Annotated in this window: 17 protein-coding genes; 7 read left to right on the top strand and 10 right to left on the bottom strand. The window is 48.1% G+C overall.

Translation table 11 applies throughout. The features are described 5' to 3' along the window. Positions 1-28 precede the first annotated feature (28 nt). Positions 29-556 (bottom strand): non-heme ferritin, encoded by a 528-nt coding sequence (gene ftnA, locus L4D06_RS17060; protein WP_274164340.1) that lies wholly within the window; start codon positions 554-556, stop codon positions 29-31. A gap of 285 nt (positions 557-841) precedes the next feature. On the opposite strand from ftnA, the gene L4D06_RS17055 reads away from it, so the two are divergent. Together L4D06_RS17055 and L4D06_RS17050 are read left to right on the top strand one after the other, a co-directional pair. After that, entirely contained in the window at positions 842-1,267 is a 426-nt protein-coding gene (locus L4D06_RS17055) for a universal stress protein (RefSeq protein WP_028025763.1), read from the top strand. Positions 1,268-1,370: 103 nt separating this feature from the next. After that, complete coding sequence (locus tag L4D06_RS17050) at positions 1,371-2,246, top strand: carboxylate/amino acid/amine transporter (RefSeq protein ID WP_429740517.1); 876 nt, start codon at positions 1,371-1,373, stop codon at positions 2,244-2,246. A gap of 99 nt (positions 2,247-2,345) precedes the next feature. On the opposite strand, the gene fre is transcribed toward L4D06_RS17050, so the two are convergent. The 6 genes from fre to trxA form a co-directional block, all read right to left on the bottom strand. Next, entirely contained in the window at positions 2,346-3,065 is a 720-nt protein-coding gene (fre, locus tag L4D06_RS17045; RefSeq protein WP_274164338.1) for an NAD(P)H-flavin reductase, read from the bottom strand. Beyond that, positions 3,055-3,315: a 2Fe-2S iron-sulfur cluster-binding protein gene (locus tag L4D06_RS17040; RefSeq protein ID WP_274164337.1), complete on the bottom strand. Its 261-nt coding sequence runs from the start codon at positions 3,313-3,315 to the stop codon at positions 3,055-3,057. The genes fre and L4D06_RS17040 overlap by 11 nt, the downstream gene beginning before the upstream one ends. A 21-nt stretch (positions 3,316-3,336) precedes the next feature. Continuing rightward, complete coding sequence (gene ubiD, locus L4D06_RS17035; protein WP_429740516.1) at positions 3,337-5,241, bottom strand: 4-hydroxy-3-polyprenylbenzoate decarboxylase; 1,905 nt, start codon at positions 5,239-5,241, stop codon at positions 3,337-3,339. A gap of 90 nt (positions 5,242-5,331) precedes the next feature. After that, positions 5,332-6,330, bottom strand: coding sequence for a hypothetical protein (locus L4D06_RS17030; protein WP_429740515.1), 999 nt, complete (start codon positions 6,328-6,330; stop codon positions 5,332-5,334). Positions 6,331-6,593: 263 nt separating this feature from the next. Next, positions 6,594-7,859, bottom strand: a complete 1,266-nt coding sequence (gene rho, locus L4D06_RS17025; RefSeq protein ID WP_028025757.1) for a transcription termination factor Rho — start codon at positions 7,857-7,859, stop codon at positions 6,594-6,596. A gap of 186 nt (positions 7,860-8,045) precedes the next feature. Then, positions 8,046-8,372, bottom strand: a complete 327-nt coding sequence (trxA, locus tag L4D06_RS17020) for a thioredoxin TrxA (RefSeq protein WP_028025756.1) — start codon at positions 8,370-8,372, stop codon at positions 8,046-8,048. Between the two features lie 113 nt (positions 8,373-8,485). Here trxA and rhlB point away from each other — a divergent pair, with 113 nt between their 5' ends. Continuing rightward, entirely contained in the window at positions 8,486-9,787 is a 1,302-nt protein-coding gene (rhlB, locus tag L4D06_RS17015; protein WP_274164490.1) for an ATP-dependent RNA helicase RhlB, read from the top strand. 21 nt (positions 9,788-9,808) lie between these two features. Continuing rightward, positions 9,809-11,290: a guanosine-5'-triphosphate,3'-diphosphate diphosphatase gene (gene gppA / locus L4D06_RS17010; RefSeq protein ID WP_429740514.1), complete on the top strand. Its 1,482-nt coding sequence runs from the start codon at positions 9,809-9,811 to the stop codon at positions 11,288-11,290. A 64-nt stretch (positions 11,291-11,354) separates the two neighbouring features. Here the strand turns inward: gppA and prlC are convergent, their stop codons facing one another. Then, positions 11,355-13,397 (bottom strand): oligopeptidase A, encoded by a 2,043-nt coding sequence (gene prlC, locus L4D06_RS17005; protein WP_429740513.1) that lies wholly within the window; start codon positions 13,395-13,397, stop codon positions 11,355-11,357. Positions 13,398-13,782: 385 nt separating this feature from the next. Here prlC and L4D06_RS17000 point away from each other — a divergent pair, with 385 nt between their 5' ends. From L4D06_RS17000 to L4D06_RS16990, 3 genes are all read left to right on the top strand, one after another. Continuing rightward, positions 13,783-14,622 carry a 23S rRNA (adenine(2030)-N(6))-methyltransferase RlmJ gene (locus tag L4D06_RS17000; protein ID WP_274164332.1) on the top strand — a complete coding sequence of 280 codons (840 nt, stop codon included), beginning with the start codon at positions 13,783-13,785 and terminating at the stop codon, positions 14,620-14,622. 89 nt (positions 14,623-14,711) lie between these two features. Further along, complete coding sequence (gorA, locus tag L4D06_RS16995) at positions 14,712-16,067, top strand: glutathione-disulfide reductase (protein WP_429740512.1); 1,356 nt, start codon at positions 14,712-14,714, stop codon at positions 16,065-16,067. A gap of 329 nt (positions 16,068-16,396) precedes the next feature. Next, the gene (locus L4D06_RS16990) at positions 16,397-17,746 is read left to right on the top strand and encodes a hypothetical protein (RefSeq protein WP_429740511.1); all 1,350 of its coding nucleotides are present in this window, start codon (positions 16,397-16,399) and stop codon (positions 17,744-17,746) included. Positions 17,747-17,805: 59 nt separating this feature from the next. Here L4D06_RS16990 and L4D06_RS16985 read toward each other — a convergent pair whose 3' ends face one another. Further along, positions 17,806-18,606, bottom strand: coding sequence for an SPOR domain-containing protein (locus L4D06_RS16985; RefSeq protein ID WP_429740510.1), 801 nt, complete (start codon positions 18,604-18,606; stop codon positions 17,806-17,808). A 202-nt stretch (positions 18,607-18,808) separates the two neighbouring features. Next, positions 18,809-19,600: an SPOR domain-containing protein gene (locus L4D06_RS16980; protein ID WP_429740509.1), complete on the bottom strand. Its 792-nt coding sequence runs from the start codon at positions 19,598-19,600 to the stop codon at positions 18,809-18,811. Between the last annotated feature and the right edge of the window lie 17 nt (positions 19,601-19,617).

Genomic DNA, 19,617 nt, shown 5'->3' with positions numbered 1-19,617 from the left:
AAGCCCGAGCGAAGACACGATAATAGTGTTACGCCACGGGGCTATCCATCACAGAAGTAGGCGCTTGTTTTGCCATCTCTGCCAAATCTTTATCAATGAAGAACAGGGCTTTTCCGTCTTCCCCTACCAGTTCAATTTTGTCGATAACACTTTTGAATAATTTTTCTTCTTCGTGTTGCTCGGCGACATACCATTGCAGGAAGTTGAACGTAGAATAATCCTGCGTGGTGAACGCCACATGTGCCAAATGGTTAATTTTCTCAGTAATGAGTTGCTCATGTTTGTACGTTTCACGAAACACTTCGCCGAGTGATTCAAAATGGTGACGCGGCGCTTCAATCGTGCCAAGAATTGGCATTGCACCTGTCTCGCTCACGTAAGTGAATAAGCGCTGCATATGCTCCATTTCTTCTTGCGCATGCTTACGCATAAACTGCGCTGCACCTTCAAACCCTCTGTCTTCACACCAAGCACTCATTTGTAAGTATAGATTTGATGAAAAAAACTCCAAATTAATCTGAGCATTCAGTTGGTCAATCATTGGTTTTGCTAGCATGAACTGTATCCCTTCTCTTCAATATAATGGGCATTTTGTCTGGCAAGCGTTTGTATTTCAACCCTCACAATGCCTCTTAAGTAATAAGTTCTTATGGTGCTATCTGGCATTGGGATCTCTGCTACAGTCTTGCTTTGGAGACAGTGGTAATTTCTGATCAGATTTCATTGCTAGTAAACACTGAACTGCGTTCGGTCAGTTCGACGAGCACCACAACGCAAAATAAACACCAGGCTCTCGAACCACGCTAGCAAGCCTCAATGAGAACCTTTTAGGAGTTAGGCTATGAGCTATAAACACATTTTGGTCGCTGTTGACCTGTCCGCAGATAGCGAATCTTTGGTGCAAAAAGGAGCTGCGCTTGCAAAGCCATTGGGGGCAAAGCTGTCATTGATCCACATCGATGTGAATTACGCTCAGCTTTACACTGGGCTGATTGACGTCAACATGGTTGAAACGCGCAACCACATCATTGATGAAGCACAATCGCAGCTTAATACGCTCGCGAAACATGTTGATGTGCCAGTGACAAACACCTTGGTTGCCAGTGGTGATTTAGCAGAAGAGATCACCGAGTCCATTCAACACTTCGGCATTGATCTGGTGATCTGTGGTCATCATCAGGATTTTTGGAGCACCTTGATTTCGTCTGCCAAACAGCTGATAAATAAGACGCCTGTCGACATGCTCATGGTGCCACTGCCAAACTGATCGCTCTGACTCGACCCTCTGCTCCGTCCAGATTGACGATCCCTACCTATTGCTGCAATTTCGGGTACACTTTGCGGCAATTTACTACCAAATAGGGATCGTTATGGGTTATCTCGCGTTTATCACACTCCTATGGGCCTTTTCATTTAGCCTAATTGGCGTTTACTTGGCTGGGCAGGTTGATGCTTGGTTTTCTGTGGTCACTCGGGTGGCGTTGGCGGCGGTGGTTTTTCTACCATTCTTACGTCTCAAAGGCGTACCTCGTCCGCTTATGCTCAAGCTTATGGCGATTGGCGGCATCCAACTGGGATTGATGTATTGCTTTTACTATCAATCCTTTTTGTATCTGTCCGTTCCTGAAGTCTTACTGTTCACGGTTTTCACGCCAGTTTATGTCACGCTGACGTATGACTTGTTGCATCGCCGTTTTTCACCTTGGTACCTAATGACCGCCGCATTGGCTGTACTTGGCGCAGTACTAATCAAGTTTGCCTCGGTCAACCCTAACTTCATGCAGGGCTTTTTGATTGTTCAGGGCGCCAACCTTTGTTTTGCTATCGGACAGGTCAGCTACAAAGTCGTGATGGAGCGCTCTGAAGATAGTCTGCCGCAGCATACTGTATTTGGGCTCTTCTACATCGGCGCGTTGTGCGTTGCCCTACCCGCTTTCTTACTACTGGGTAACACAGACAAGCTACCAACCACATCGACGCAGTGGGGCATTTTGATTTACCTTGGTGCGATCGCATCTGGATTGGGTTATTTCCTTTGGAACAAAGGCGCAACGCTGGTCAATGCGGGGGCGTTAGCTGTCATGAACAATGCGTTAGTGCCAGCAGGTATTGTGGTCAATGTGCTTATCTGGAACCGCGATGCGGATTTGGGAACGCTTGCGATGGGAGGTGCGGTGATATTGGCGTCACTTTGGATCAATGAAACGTGGGTGAAGAAGAAAATTGAGGCGTCCTCGCTCGCCTAAGTGCAATCATAAGCACAAATACATACTTAAACGTGTTATCGCTTTCCAAACAAAAACACCGCCAAATGGCGGTGTTTTTTATGCTGTGCTCTTCTGTGTTTACAGAAATGCAAACGCATCCGCAAATAGGTGATCGCGCTCTGCGCCACGCTCGGTGCAGAACATCTCACGCGCCGCACCCGCCATCTCAAAGCGACCTGCGATGTAAACATCGTACGCTGGCAGCGAGACAAAATCTTCCATCACTGCCTGCAACACATTACCTTGCTTGCCTTGCCATCCTTCCGGGGCATTTTCCACCACAGGTATGTAGGTCAGTTGGCGGTTTTTCAACGCCAAGGCTTCCATTTCGTCATTGGCATAAAGCTGGCTCATATCACGACCACCCCAGTAAAGGAAAATAGGTTGTGAGAAACCTTGGCTCAAGCAATGATCGACCATACTGCGCACGTAGGAAAAACCCGTTCCACCAGCAATCAAGATCAGTGGACGTTGACGCTCTTCACGAAGCCAAGCATCACCATGAGGGGCTTCGATAGTAAAAGAGTTGTCGCCTTGCTCAAAAGTCTGCTTAGCCGCTTTTACCACGTCCATCGCATAAGCGTTTTCTTCCGCCGCACCGATGTGTAACTCAAGCTCATGACCATTTTGACGACAAGGGCTGCTCGCGATCGAGAACGGACGTTTGTCTTTCTCGCCCATCACAGCAAGCAGGTATTGACCCGCTTTGTAGCTCACAGGCTGCTCTGGCTTTAATAAAATTCGATAGGTGTTATTGGTCAGTGACGACACTGACGTTACTTCACATTTAATAGTCATCGCTTTCCTCAAAACTAACCACCAGATCACTGCTAGGAATGGCCTGACAGGCAAATATCCAGCCTTGCTCTTTTTCTTGTTCGGTGAGCATAGGCTCTAGATGATAACGCACATCACCTTCTATCAACCTGCAAAGACAAGTTGCACAAGCACCGATCTGACAACGGTTAGGAAATGCTATTCCTGCGCTGAGCGCGCCTTGTAATAGTGTTTGGTGAGCAGGAACCTCAAACTCAGTTCCTGCTGGCATTAGGTTTACTTTAAACACGGACTAAATACCCAGTTTGTCCCACATTTTATCGACGCTCGCGACAATTTGCGGATCTTTAGCAATCGGTGTTCCCCACTCTCGGGTCGATTCACCTTGCCATTTATTGGTGGCATCTAACCCCATTTTAGACCCGCCCAGCGCAACTGGCGACGCCTCTTGATCAGAGTCAGCCTGCGTATCTAGCGAGCGAGTACAACTAAATAGGGTATCACGAGCAGGATCCATTCGGGTGGTTATTGCCCAAATTACATCGTTCCAGTCGCGTACGTTGACATCACCCTCATCAAACACCATGACAAATTTCAGGTCAGTGATCGGCCCTAGCTGGGTCCAAAGACCTTCCATCACCCGAGGACCTTGTCCTACCGCTTCCTTCTTGATAGTCACAAGTGCCATCTGGCTCGCATTCGCTTCCGGTGGTAAATAGAGTTCGACAATCTCTGGATACTGCTCACGTACCGCACTAAGCGCCGCATCAAGAACAGCTTCATCTGGCTTGGTTTCGTTAGGCACAGGTGAGTTAATGGTCTCGGCTTCCCATTTGATGGTCGCATCTAGGCCCATTTTTGATCCTAGCCCCACCACTGGCGACGCAAAATCCAATGAGTCGATCGGCGTGTTTTCTATCAGCAGAGTGTCTCTTTGCGGATCCATGCGAGTAGTCATGGCGTTAATCACACTGTTCCAATCACGTGTATCAACATCTTCATCCACCACAATGACGTATTTGGTGTACATAAATTGACGAAGGAAAGACCACACGCCCATCATCACGCGCTTAGCATGTCCTGGGTATTGCTTCTTCATGCTCACTACCGCCATGCGGTAAGAACAGCCTTCCGGCGGCAGATAGAAATCCACAATCTCGGGAAATTGCTTTTGCAAAATAGGCACAAATACTTCGTTCAATGCGACGCCAAGCACTGCTGGTTCATCCGGTGGACGGCCTGTATAAGTACTGTGATAAATCGGTTTTTGACGCATAGTAATGTGCGTCACAGTAAACACATGATGGCGTTCTACTTCGTTGTAGTAACCGGTGTGGTCGCCATAAGGGCCTTCATCAGCATACTCACTCGGGTCAATGAAGCCTTCCATAACAATTTCTGCGCTGGCTGGCACGTCTAAGTCATTACTTAAACTTTTGACCACTTCGGTTTTGCTGCCACGAAGTAATCCTGCGAAGGCATATTCTGACAAAGTATCTGGCACTGGCGTGACCGCACCAAGAATGGTGGCGGGATCTGCGCCGTACGCCACGGTGACAGGAAATGGCTCACCTGGGTGGGTTTCCATCCAATCGCGTAAATCCAACGCACCACCACGGTGCGCAAGCCAGCGCATGATGACTTTGTTCTTACCGATTTTTTGCTGGCGATAAATACCAAGGTTCTGGCGTTTTTTGTTTGGCCCTTTGGTAATCGTCAGGCCCCACGTCAGCAACGGTGCTACATCGCCCGGCCAACAACTCATAACAGGGATTTTATCCAGATCGACGTCATCTCCTGTCCAGACAATATCCTGACAAGGGGCTTTGCGAAGCTTTTTGGCCGGCATATTCAGCACTTGCCTGAACACGGGCAATTTATCCAACGCGTCCTTAAAGCCTTTTGGTGGCTCAGGCTCTTTAAGGTATGCCAGCAGCTTCCCTACCTCACGAAGTGCCGTGACATCTTCTCGCCCCATCCCCATAGCAACACGCTTTGGAGTACCAAATAAATTCGCCAGCACGGGAATGTCATACCCCACGGGGTTTTCAAACAACAAAGCAGGGCCGCCATCTCGTAACACACGATCGGCAATTTCTGTCATTTCCTGATTTGGGTCGACAGGATGAGAGATGCGTTTGAGCTCACCGACAGATTCCAGATAGTCGATAAATGCACGTAAATCAGTAAATTTCATGGCCTTCCCAGATGAGATGTGAGGGGTTGATTATAACGAGATGTATTGCCTGTAACACGGCCGAGAGAGTAGAAACGATGAACATGTCTTTTAGATTTTCACACTCTCTAGTCCGTTCTCAATATTACGACGGGTTACGCCTGATGCTTGCTTTTGCATTCGCAGTAACCAACCTCGATGCCCCTTCTTAGCCAGCAAGACAACGATGGCTTCACCCTGACGACGATCACCAATTTTCTTCAGTAAAAACGCCTTCACGCTGTCTGGCAGCGGATTCAAACTTGAAAGTTGTCTCAATGCCGTGTCGGCCAATACGGGATTCACCGTTGCAGCGATCATCTGATCGATATCAAGCTCAGTAATGGGCGGAACATCGAGCTTTTGCAGCACCTCTAAGCTGTAATTGTCCGTACGTCGCAACCACAGTAGATTGTATAATTCATCACTACCCGTTCTGCTCGTCAATGCGGCCAATACCGCATTATCTGGGCTCCACACCATACTTTTATCGTTGATATATAAGGTTTCAAGTTTGGCGAGAGCAGGCAGCGTTAAATGGGAGATCAGGCTAACTAAGGCTTCTCGGCGCAATGCATAGTCAGCTGACGAGAAAGACAACCATTTAGCCAATGACAATTGATCATAGTTAAGCAGGCGATTCGCTTCGTTCTCAAGCAGTTTGATCTTCCAACGATTCAGCACCCATTTTGCCTCTCCAGCATAGTTAAAGGCTGGCATAGTGACCCAATAGCCATTGCCCTGACTTTTCACCAAATACTTAGGTTGTTGATGGCTTATCTTAACGAGAAACTTTTCACGCTCAGGCGTCATATGGGAAAAATCCAAGGCGCTACGCGCCAATACCGTCAGCGTTTCTTCACGCAGCAAGGTTGGCATTGAAGCAAGATAAGTATCGAGTTGAGGGATTTTGTTGTCGTCAAAAAGCGCGGTCGCTTTAAGAATAGCGGAAACGGAGTTGGGATCGGCTATGTGCGATGCAACGTCATCGGGAGAAATCGTGATAGCACGAGAAACGCCGCCAAAGAGGACGAAAAATAATATGAGTAGTAAAGCGAGTGAACGTTTCATCCCAGAAATCCTGCACCAGTACATCCTAATCCACTGGCTGAATAATATGCTTGCTCAATTCTGAGGCTCATTCTCATATTTAGCAACCCATATACGCCCGTATCGACGCACTGTTAAGCAGGTATTCGGTGCAATCTGACCCTAATAACGCTCACCGCGATCGACCCAATGACACACACTACAACTTACTGGGCAGCGACATCAAAATATTCAGGCAAAAAAAAGCACCGCCTAAGCGATGCTTTTTTGTTGCATGATGCGCGTTACGATTTCTGACGACGCATTGCTTCAAAGAATTCTTCGTTGGTCTTGGTCATCGAGAGCTTATCAAGCAGGAATTCCATGCCATCGATTTCGCCCATAGGGTGAACAATCTTACGCAGGATCCACATCTTCTGTAGCTCGTCAGACTTCGTTAGAAGCTCTTCGCGACGGGTACCAGAGCGGGTGAAATCAATCGCAGGGAAGACACGCTTCTCGGCAATCTTACGAGATAGGTGCAGTTCCATGTTACCTGTACCTTTAAATTCTTCGTAAATAACTTCATCCATCTTAGAGCCGGTATCAACCAATGCCGTTGCGATGATGGTCAGGCTTCCGCCCTCTTCAACGTTACGTGCAGCACCAAAGAAACGCTTAGGACGGTGCAATGCATTCGCATCCACACCACCCGTCAGTACTTTGCCTGAGCTTGGTACCACGGTGTTGTAAGCACGAGCCAGACGCGTGATAGAATCCAAAAGGATAACCACGTCTTTCTTGTGCTCAACAAGGCGTTTTGCTTTTTCGATAACCATTTCCGCAACCTGAACGTGGCGGCTTGCTGGTTCATCAAAGGTAGAAGCAATCACTTCACCTTTAACCAAACGCTGCATTTCGGTCACTTCTTCAGGACGTTCGTCAATCAGAAGTACCATCAACTCACACTCAGGGTGGTTGTGGGCAATGCTCTGTGCGATGTTCTGCAGCAATATGGTTTTACCCGCTTTAGGCGGAGCAACAATCAAACCACGTTGACCTTTACCGATTGGCGATGCCAAATCCAGCACACGTGCTGTGATATCTTCGGTTGAGCCATTACCACGCTCCATCACCATACGCTCGTTAGCGTGCAGTGGCGTCAGGTTTTCAAACAGGATCTTGTTGCGGGCATTATCAGGTTTGTCATGGTTAACTTCGTTCACTTTTAACAGTGCGAAGTAACGCTCGCCGTCTTTCGGCGGACGAATTTTGCCAGAGATGGTATCACCAGTTCGCAGGTTAAAGCGGCGAATTTGGCTTGGTGAAACATAGATATCATCTGGGCCAGCAAGGTAAGAGCTGTCTGCACTGCGCAGGAAGCCGAAACCGTCCTGAAGAATTTCCAGCACGCCGTTTCCAAAAATATCTTCGCCGCCTTTCGCATGTTGTTTCAAAATCGCGAAGATAATGTCTTGTTTACGGAGGCGGGCAAGGTTCTCAAGGCCCATGCTTTCGCCTAAGGCGACCAGCTCAGAAACGGCCTGATTCTTCAGTTCGGTAAGATTCATAGTGGTAGGTGTCTTGTCAGTCAAAGTTGAGGTCTGAATTAGTTTGAATTTAGGAATCACGGGTGTGATCAAGAGATGAACAGATGTACACTTTACGTGCAATAAGTTAGCACCAGATCGGGGAACTGTCTAGTTACTAGAAACAAATAAGCCGTGTCCTGAGTGGTACACGGCTTATTTGTCACATTATAGGTTTGCGTCTAAAAACTCTTTCAGTTGAGTTTTTGACAGAGCGCCAACCTTAGTTGCCGCTACACCGCCGTCTTTAAACAGCAATAATGTTGGAATACCACGGATACCGAATTTAGGTGGGGTACCTGCATTTTGGTCGATATTCAATTTACCAATAGTGACTTTCCCTTCGTACTCTTCAGCGATTTCGTCAAGAATAGGGGCGATCATCTTACATGGACCACACCACTCTGCCCAGAAATCAACCAGTACAGGGCCTGCAGCATTGATAACATCTGCCTCGAAGCTGTCGTCTGTCAGCTGCAAAATCTTGTCGCTCATCTTTCACTCCAATGATTACTTTTTGTCACTGGTGATATACCAACCAGTAAATCATCACACTATTTGAATGTATTCACTATCGTATTGCAAGCCTAAGCTGATATTCTATGCTGATGAAAATGACGCATCTCACAGAGCAAAAATTTGCCGACTTCGGTCTACACGCCGATGTCATCAAAGGTTTGGAAGAAAAAGGGTTTCATAATTGTACCCCTATTCAAGCCTTGGCATTGCCGGTCCTGCTCACCGGCCGAGACATTGCAGGACAGGCCCAAACGGGCACAGGTAAGACACTGGCATTCCTGACTGCGACTTTCCATCACTTGCTGACAACGGAGGCACCTGCCGACCGCAAGAAAAACTGCCCGCGAGCCATCATTATGGCACCGACGCGCGAACTTGCGATCCAGATCTACAACGATGCTGCCCCGTTACTGGCCTCAACCTCACTGACCGCTGGCTTGGCCTACGGCGGTGAAGCGTACGACAAGCAGAAAGAAGTTCTGGAAAATGGCGTTGATATTCTTATCGGCACCTGTGGTCGTATTATCGACTTCTACAAGCAGCGTGTGATCGACCTGAACGCAATTCAAGCCGTCGTGCTTGATGAAGCGGACCGTATGTTCGACCTAGGCTTTATCAAGGACATTCGTTTCTTGTTCCGCCGCATGCCTGCTCCGGCTGAGCGTCAAAACATGCTGTTCTCAGCGACCCTTTCCTACCGCGTGCAGGAATTGGCGTTTGAGCACATGACAAACCCTGAACATGTTGTGGTTGAACCCGACCAAAAAACCGGTCACCGCATTCAGGAAGAATTGTTCTATCCATCAAACAACGACAAGATGCGCTTGCTGCAGACTTTGATCGAAGAAGATTGGCCAGAACGTGCGATTGTGTTTGCCAACACCAAGCACCGCTGTGAGCAAATCTGGGGCCACTTGGCTGCTGATGAACTACGCGCTGGTTTGCTAACGGGTGATGTGCCTCAGAAAAAACGCATGAAGATCCTTGAAGATTTCACCAAAGGTGACATCGACATTCTGGTTGCAACTGACGTTGCCGCTCGTGGTCTGCACATTCCTCAGGTAACACACGTATTCAACTACGATCTACCTGACGATAGCGAAGATTATGTTCACCGTATTGGCCGTACAGGTCGTGCTGGTGCAAGCGGTCACTCTATCAGTTTCGCGTGTGAAGAATACGCCGTGAATCTGCCAGGCATTGAAGAATATATCGATCATGCAATCCCAGTGTCTGAATACAGTGAAGACGCGTTGATGACCGATTTACCGCCGCCTATCCGCCTGCAACGTCCGCGTCAGGTTAATAGTCGCCGCAATACGTCAGGCAACAAAACTGGCCCGCAAAATCGTGGCCGCGGTCGTCGTCGTCCGCCGCAGAATAAAGCGTAAAACACTCAGGGGTAACACAGCATGGATCACGCGCGTTCGCCCCTGTACGCTGCCATTGACCTCGGTTCAAACAGCTTTCATATGCTGGTTGTTCGCGAGGTTCAAGGCAGTGTGCAAACGCTGGCAAAAATCAAACGCAAAGTCCGCCTCGCCGCAGGTTTGGACAAACACCTTAACCTCAGCAGCGAAGCAATGCAGCGCGGTTGGGATTGCCTTTCTTTGTTCGCTGAACGTCTACAAGATATCGACCCTCAGAATATTCGTATTGTCGCTACGGCAGCACTTCGCAGCGCCAAAAACACCGATGAGTTCATTGCAAAAGCCAATCAGATTTTAGGCCACCCCATCACGGTTATTACAGGTGAGGAAGAGGCTTGCACCATTTATCAAGGTGTCGCACACACCTCTGGTGGCAAAGGTAAACGATTGGTTGTGGATATCGGTGGTGCCAGCACAGAACTTATCATCGGTGAAGGATTTGATGCTGCGGCATTAACCAGCCTTGATATGGGTTGTGTCACTTGGCTTGAACAACACTTCAAAGACCGCTCGCTAACAGAAGCCAGCTTTGACCGTGCGATTGACGGTGCCAAACAAGTCCTCACACCGATTGTTGAACGCTATCGCTCTCTTGGTTGGGATGTTTGTGTGGGTGCCAGCGGCACCGTTCAGGCATTGCAAGAAATCATGATTGCACAAGGCATGGACGAAGTTATCACCCTCGCCAAATTGCATCGATTACGCAAGCAGGCCATCGGGTTTGGTCAGGTAGAAGAACTCGATATTGATGGTTTGACGCTAGAGCGTGCCTTGGTATTCCCAAGCGGCCTATCAATTCTTATCGCGATTTTTGAGCAATTCGACATCGATTCGATGACACTGGCAGGCGGTGCGCTTCGTGAAGGCCTAGTGTATGGCATGATGAATACAATGCAGCAGCAAGACATTCGCATCCGTACTATTCAAAGCATACAGTCTCGTTATCAGCTCGATCAGGCTCACGCTAACAGCGTCGCTAACATGGCCGCCAACCTGCTTCGCCAGTGTGGTGATAAATGGATCGTTGAGCCTATCGCAGAAGATATGTTGAACTCTGCCGCCGAGCTTTACGAAATTGGCATGAGCATTGGTTTCAAGAAAGACGGCGAACACGCTGCATACTTGATAAAAAACCTCGATTTGCCGGGCTTTACACAAGCGCAGAAACAACTGCTTGCTCAGCTACTTCGTCAGTATCGCGAACAACTGCAACCAATTGGCGCGCAAAGCGCAGTATCGGCCACCAGCGCGAATCGCATTCTACGCATATTGCGACTTGCTGTGATCTTATGCCACCGCCGTGACAGCCAAACGCTTCCCGTCGTGACATTGGATGCAGAAAACGATGCGCTGACACTCACTCTGCCACATGAATGGGAAGCGAATAACCCGCTTATGTCTGCAGAATTAGCACTGGAAGCCCAGCGTCAATGCGACCAACACTGGCCTTTGACCATCGCCTAGCGATGTTTCAGGCATAAAAAAGCACGGCAATTGCCGTGCTTTTTTGTACGACTTTAACAGTCAGTTAAGCGCCAATGCCACTGTGACGCAAAAACGCATCGGGGGATGGCTCGCGTCCACGGAAGCGTTTGAACAGCTCCATGGGTTCTTCACTGCCGCCGCGCTCTAAAATATTCTCTAGGAATGACGCGCCAGTTTCGGTATTGAAAATGCCTTCTTCTTCAAAGCGACTGAACGCATCTGACGACAACACTTCCGCCCAAAGGTAGCTGTAATAGCCCGCACTGTAACCACCCGCGAAGATGTGGCTGAACGAATGCGGGAAGCGATTCCACTCTGGGGATGGCACCACTGAGACTCGGCTTTTCACCTCGGCGAGCGTTTCCAATACTTTCGCACCTTCCTCTGGGTCGAAGCGCGTGAACAGGGTAAAATCGAACAGTGCGAATTCTAGCTGACGTAAAATGAACATCGCTGATTGGAAGTTCTTCGCTGCTAGCATTTTGTCGAGCATGTCTTTTGGCAGAGGCTCTCCGGTTTCAAAATGACCCGAAATAAACGCTAGTGCATCTTCTTGCCAGCACCAGTTTTCTAAAAACTGACTTGGCAGCTCTACCGCATCCCACGGCACGCCGTTAATACCGGACACAGATGATTCGTCCACTTGCGTCAACATGTGGTGAATACCATGACCAAATTCATGGAACAAAGTGACCACTTCATCATGAGTGAACAGTGCAGGCTTGCCACCGATAGGCTTGTTGAAGTTACAGGTTAGGTATGCGACAGGGGTTTGAAGCTCACCAGACGCCGTCACTCGACGACCGCGACAATCGTCCATCCATGCGCCGCCACGTTTATGTTCACGGGCATACAAGTCCAAATAGAAGCTGCCACGCAGCTCACCTTTGCCATCGAATATATCGTAAAACGATACTGACTCGTGCCACACATCCACGTCATCACGGCGCTTCACGTCCATGCCAAAGACACGTTTAAGCACTTCAAATAAACCGGCTACCACTTTGTTTTCAGGGAAGTATGGGCGTAGTTCTTCGTCCGAAATACTGTATTGGTGTTGCTTGAGTTTCTCGGAATAGTAAGCCACATCCCAAGGCTCTAATGCTTCAACGCCAAAATTCTCTTCAGCGAATTGTTCCAACGCCTGAAAGTCTTGTTCGCCTTGTGGACGTGCTTTGTCGACAAGCTCATTAAGGAAGGTCAAAACCTGATCTGTCGATTGTGCCATTTTGGTGGCCAACGACAGCTCACTGTAGCTAGCAAAGCCAAGCAACCGAGATATCTCGCTTTTCAGCAACAAGGTTTCGCTAATGAGATCAGTGTTGTCCCACTTACCCGCATTAGGTCCGCGATCAGAGGCTCGCGTGGTATAAGATTGGTACATCTCTGCACGAAGCTCGCGGTTATCGCAATAGGTCATCACTGGCAGGTAAGACGGAATATCAAGCGTTAGCAGGTACCCTTCTTGCTCTTTGGCCTCGGCTTGCGCTTGCGCAGCCGCCAGTGCTGATTCAGGCATGCCTGCAAGTTCGTTCACATCTGTGATCTGCTTGCTCCAGCCCATCGTGGCATCAAGCACATTGTTTGAGAAATTAGAAGAAAGCTCAGACAAGCGCTTGCTGATCTCACCAAATCGATGCTGCTCTTTTTGTGGCAATGCAATGCCTGACAATTCGAAATCACGCAATGCATCGGTGATGGTCTTTTGCTGCGCTGGCGTTAGAGAGTCAAAATCGTCACGCGCTTTAATGGCTTTGTACGCGTCATACAATGGCTTGTTTTGACCTACCCATGTTGAGTAATCAGACAGCATCGGCAGACATGCTTCATAAGCGTCTCGAAGCTCAGGGCTATTCACCACACCATTCATATGTCCAATCGGCGACCAAATGCGGCTGAGCCTGTCGTCAGTCTCTGCGAGCGGCACGCAAATGTTGTCCCAACTTGGATCTGTGTTGTTTTCCAACACCGCTTCTATCGCGGAGCGGCAATCAGCGATGGCTTGCTCCACCGCGGGTTGAACATGTTCCGGCTTAATGGCAGAAAAGGGAGGCAAATCGGTAAACGACAGCAACGGGTTGGACATGGTCAATTCCTTTATCTCTTTCTCAATGCTCTAGTTATGATGGCAAATGAACGGGTTTTCAATGCTGATGCTGCAGATATACCCAAGCAACCCGAATTAGCAGGTTTCAGCGATAAGTAAATGACATCATGATCGCAACTTTCCCCTTCATTCCTTTAAAAACCGTTTAAGCGCATCCTTATAGTACACTCGCCCTTCGAAAGCGCTTCAGCATGCCCACTACTTCGTCAAATTCACATCAAATAGCCTGCTATTGTTCTGAAAGTTTGTCTCGCATTGGACACGCTAACTAACTCTGAAATCCAGCCCCTCTTGGCCGCTTGGGTATTACGCCTCAATAAGCGATAATGCTCGCTACTTTTGTCCGTTTTCATTCAGGTCTATCATGCTCAGTTATCGCCACAGCTTCCACGCAGGCAACCATGCCGATGTGGTTAAACACATTGTTCAGAGCCTTATCATTGAATCGCTTAAACAAAAAGATAAAGCCTTTGTGTATCACGATACGCATAGCGGTGCGGGTCGTTACGATCTCGCCGATGAACATGCAGAAAAGACCGGCGAATACAAAGAAGGGATTGGCAAGATTTGGCAATGCGACGATGTGCCGGAAGCATTAGCGCCGTATTTGGATGTCATTAGCAGCTTGAATGATGGCGAGTCACTTCGCTACTACCCAGGCTCGCCAAAAGTCGGCAGAACATTGCTGCGTGACCAAGACCGCGCGATGTTTTCCGAACTTCACCCAACGGATTTCCCGCTGCTACTGCAAGAATTTCGTGGCGACCGTCAGGTAAAAATGTTCAAAGAAGATGGCTACGCGCGTTTGAAAGCTAGCCTTCCGCCGAAAGAGCGTCGTGGCGTGGTGTTGATAGACCCACCTTATGAGCTAAAACACGAATACCAAGACGTGGTTGATGCAATTGAAGAAAGCGTTGCCCGCTGGGCGACTGGCACTTATGCAATTTGGTATCCGGTGGTGTATCGTAAAAATATCGACTTGATCACCCGTGGCTTAGAAAAGCTCGGCGTTCGTAAAATCCTTCAAATCGAATTAGGGGTTGCACCCGATTCTGAAGAGCGCGGTATGACGGCGTCAGGCATGATTGTGATCAACCCGCCTTGGACGCTTGAAGCGCAGATGAAAGAAATTCTACCGTGGCTGCAAAGCAAAATTGCGCCCGCGACAGGTCATCAGTTTGTAGAATGGATTGTACCTGAGTAAAAATCAGCCCCCATCGGGTCTGTTACTATTGGGAAATATTGGATTACCGCTATCAGTGCGGAAATAAGAATAATCACATGGAGAATAAAATGGCCAAGCATTTTGATTACATCTGTATCGGTGGTGGTAGTGGTGGTATTGCATCGGCTAACCGTGCGGCAATGTATGGTGCAAAGGTAGCAATTGTTGAAGCGAAACACTTAGGCGGCACCTGTGTAAACGTAGGTTGTGTTCCAAAGAAAGTGATGTGGCACGGCGCTCAAGTTGCTGAAGCGATCAAACTGTATGGCCCTGACTATGGTTTCGATACCACGGTAAACAAATTCGATTGGGCAAAGCTGGTCGAAAACCGTGAAGCCTACATTGGACGCATTCATACCTCTTACGAAAACGTATTGGGCAAAAACAACATCGAAGTCATCAATGGCTTTGCTAAATTTGTAGATGCGAAAACCGTCGAAGTGAACGGCGAGCACTACACCGCTGACAACATTCTAATTGCAGTCGGTGGCGAACCAACCATTCCGAACGTACCAGGCGCTGAGCATGGTATCGATTCAAACGGTTTCTTTGAGCTTACTGAGCAACCAAAACGCGTTGCTGTTGTGGGTGCAGGCTACATTGCCGTTGAAATCGCCGGTGTTCTTAATGCTCTAGGTACAGACACGCACCTGTTTGTACGTAAAGAGTCGCCGCTTCGTACCTTCGACCCGATGATTATCGATACCTTGGTAGAAGTGATGGAAGCAGAAGGCCCAAGCCTTCACACCCATTCAACGCCAAAAGAAGTCGTGAAAGAAGCGGATGGTTCAGTGACGCTTCACTTTGAAAACGGCACATCACACAACACTGATTTGCTCATCTGGGCGATTGGTCGTAACCCGACCACCAGCAAAATCAACTTGGAAGCAACAGGCGTTGAAACCAATGCTCGCGGCTACATCAAAGTGGATGAGTTCCAGAACACAAACGTGGCTGGCATCTACTGTGTGGGTGACATCATGGAAGGTGGCGTTGAGCTTACCCCTGTGGCAGTTAAAGCAGGTCGCCAACTTTCTGAGCGTCTGTTCAATGGCAAAACCAACGCCAAGATGGATTACACGCTGATCCCGACCGTGGTATTCAGCCACCCACCTATCGGCACCATTGGTCTGACAGAACAAGAAGCGAAAGCACAGTACGGCGAAGAGAACGTGAAGGTTTACACGTCTGGTTTTACCGCCATGTACACCGCTGTCACCCAACACCGCCAGCCATGCCGCATGAAGCTAATCTGCGCGGGTGAAGAAGAGACGGTTGTTGGTCTTCACGGCATCGGCTTTGCCGTTGATGAAATGATCCAAGGCTTTGGCGTTGCCATGAAGATGGGCGCAACCAAAGCGGATTTCGACAGCGTTGTGGCTATCCACCCAACAGGCTCGGAAGAGTTTGTGACCATGCGTTAGGCACAGAAATAGACAAAATGTAAACAACAAGCCGGAAGTATCCCTTCCGGCTTTTTTTGACTAAAAAATCACTCAACAGCCGACGTTAGTCATACACATAAACAAGCTAATCTCGTATGGATTAAAGACTAACTATTCATACATGAAATCTAGCAAACGGCACAACGTGACTATATTGACATTTCCATCAATTTACGTCTCATAATGAGAGCAAGCCATTGATTTATAAGCTCAACTGTAATAATTAGAGTTCCATTCCAAAAAGCACTCCTACACGTAAGCAGCCTTTTGGTATCTATTTGATAATAATTATTCAGTTAGGGTAAGTAATGAACTTTAAAACATCTTTGTTGGCAGCATCAGTTGCACTAGTTTTGGCGGGTTGTGGTAGTGATGATTCAACAAACACAACAACACCTTCAAGCATTACCGTAAAAGCCATTGATGGCTACTTGGCAAATGCTGAGGTATGCGTCGACCGCAACGACAATGGGTCTTGTGAATCCGAAGAAGTGCTAAACACACTAACTAACGCAGAAGGTGAAGTACAAATCACCAAAGCAGATGTTGCTCATAACATTATCGTGACAGCTAAAGCATCTATCACCAGCGACTCAGACAAGGGTGGCAAGCTAGGTAACGATTTCCAGTACATCGTTAATGCAAATGCCAACATATCAAATGGTAGCACCATCAACGTAACGCCTTTTACCACACTGGCTTACGTAAACGATATGACTCTGGAAGAGGTTGCTGCCGACTTGAATCTGCCAATTGATGCGATTTCTGGCGACTACGTTTCCATGGCACAAGACACAGAAAATGAAGATGCAACGAAAGTGCATGCTGTTGCTAGATCGGTAACAGGGACACTTCCAGCTGAGGTGAAAATCGTAGAGAAAGAAGCGCTAAACGCATCGGTAGCTACAATCACCGAGAAAGTTGAATCTATTATCAACGCAGGTGAAAACTTGGATAAGGTCAACATCGAGTTGGATGAAAAAGGCCAAGCGGTTACCAAGCCTATCTACACGCTAGACAGCTACTTCTCAGTTGGGGAAAAAATGTGGTCAACAAGCTTAAATAAGGCCTATGCAACTTATGAAGGCATTGATCACACAGTTATTACTACTCCAAACAAAATGACGACACTGCGCTACAACACCGGAGAAGAAGAAATCTTTGAGTTCAACATTGAAGGAGATGACTTGACTGGTGATGAAGGTAACGAACGCGATACCTTTATCTATCTCTCTCATGACGTGTCTATTGCAGTGCCACATAGCGCAGGCGACATGATTCTCTGGAGTAAGAAAGACATCCGCAACCAAGATAATGTTTACAACGAAACTTTCTCAGGCAAGACGTTCTTCTTTATTTCGGATGATTCAACAACCAACGCCCCAGACCCAATGATGGCCAAAATGGTGTTCGGCGACAGCGAAGTGGTCATCTCAGAAGATGGAGAGACTATGCTTCCGCTTACCTGGGAGATCACCGCAGAAGGTAGTTTGCTAATTGATTTCCCCGAAGGTGATAACGATATGAACTTCAAGGTCATCGCAAAAGATCGCAACATCATGGTGACTGAGGATATGACCGTCAATAACATGTTCGGTCTATTTATTACCAACGAGTCGATGGCAAATTCGCTAATGAAGAAATGGACTTCAATCTAATCGGCAATTTCGATTTAAAGCGGCTATTTGGCCGCTTTTTGCTTTCTATTTTTACCAAGTCACTCACACACCACATTCAATGTCAGCGTGTCTGAGATCGCCACAAACGCCATATCCAATTTAATATCGTACACATTGCCGTTATTGAGCCAATACGGAATGGTCGTCGGGAATTGCTCTCTCGCGCCTTGTCGCGCGACGGCGCGGCGGATGGCAAACTGTGATGCTAATTTCTTTCCTGAGCGCCTACAGGTGCTTTTTGCGTCGGAATAGGTTGCACGCCACCAATCTCGTTGGTGGATGGAGTAACGCGCGTCATTGCCTTGAGGCTTTGGCGTCCAAAGCCCGACAACAGGGTCAAGTTTGCGTGTCGTTGCCCCGCTCCTCTGGGCCTGCTTAGATTTTGGTTTTGTCGATGGCAGGGCTTTAGTCGATATCGTAGAAGACTGCTCTGGATAATCTATCTGACGGATAAACGCGTCTGATGTTACGGTTTCTTGACGAATTTTATCGCGAATAGCAACAGCCTGGTTGAAAGCTTCATATGGACCTAGCAGGCACCGAAAGCCTTTCTCTTCTGGCTTTAAAACCCAATCCTCATTGTTAGTTATGTGCTTTTCAATGCTTTGTCTCAAAGCCGCTCTTGGCTGGCTATCCAAAATTCCGCATTGCACCCAAAACGCACCACCTTGCGCAGATGGCTTCTTGCTCCACAAGCCTTTACCTATAGGGCATTGCTCAGAGACAATGTTGACTCCTTGTAGGACTTTCTCTGTCGGGCATGCTTCTGAACCATGAGCGCCAATAGCGAACAGTAAACTCATGACCACAATGACATGTCTCACGCCTTGCGCTACCACTCCAACACCAACTGTGTTTTTGTTTGTCTCGCATCCATCTTTTGACCTCAGCCTCTCGCAGCAATATACGCCATGGGTTAATCGGCATATTGTAGAGGGCAAGATCAGAGTTGAGGTATTTGTTGATAGTTTCTACAGCGGATTTCACAACATGCAATATGGCACCACAGCATGTTCTCAATTTTACACGTTGATAAAACGCCTATTCACACAAAACTAGCAGCGCTGACTCTTTTGATAGTGGTATAGGCACCATCATGGTTGAATCAAAGGCGTTTTGCTCTGCGACCCAAAAAGGCAGCCGCGTTGATAATTGCGTATTTGCCTCAGCACTTTCTGCTATGGCCCTTAACGTTGATTCCGACACCAACTTCATTCCATCACTCTCACACGCCAATGTTGCTTCTTGCAATGTCGCGCGCCACCAAACGATCTCACCGTCGCGATATTTACGCTCGTTGGCATTTGGCTTAGGGCTCTTGATGCCGGCCACAGAAAAGTAGTCTCGTTTGAGGGCCATCACAGGTTTAGATTTCGGCTTCTTATTCGACGGCTTGTTGCCTTGCGCCTTAGTAACGACGGAATCGGGCAACAACGCATCTCGTATAAACGCACCAGAAAATGCGGGGTGTTGACGCATTGCGTCTCGAGCCGTCAATGCCGCGGCATATTTTTCAAATGGACCAACCAAGCATCGAAACTGATTGCCTTCTTGGCGAAACACGACGGTATCTTTATCGATTGAATCAGGCAGGTTTTTGGCAAAAGATGGTTCAGGAAGTTTCTTTATCAGCCCGCATTGCACCCAAAATGCTCCCGAGGCTTTCTCGGGTGTTCGCCCCCACAACCCTTTACCGATCGGGCAAGTTTGAGCGACAACATTCCAATCATTTTGAGTTGATGAACGGCAGTCGTCCTCTGCCGATTGAGCGGTATGGCTCGACAATAGAAGCGTGAATAGCACACCTATAACGCGATAAGAACCTAGACGCATTACCCTTCTCCAGTGAG

Origin of the sequence: Enterovibrio makurazakiensis (assembly GCF_050336585.1) — a bacterium.
GTDB lineage: Bacteria > Pseudomonadota > Gammaproteobacteria > Enterobacterales > Vibrionaceae > Enterovibrio > Enterovibrio gelatinilyticus.
This window is presented reverse-complemented; position numbering and strand designations above follow the sequence as displayed.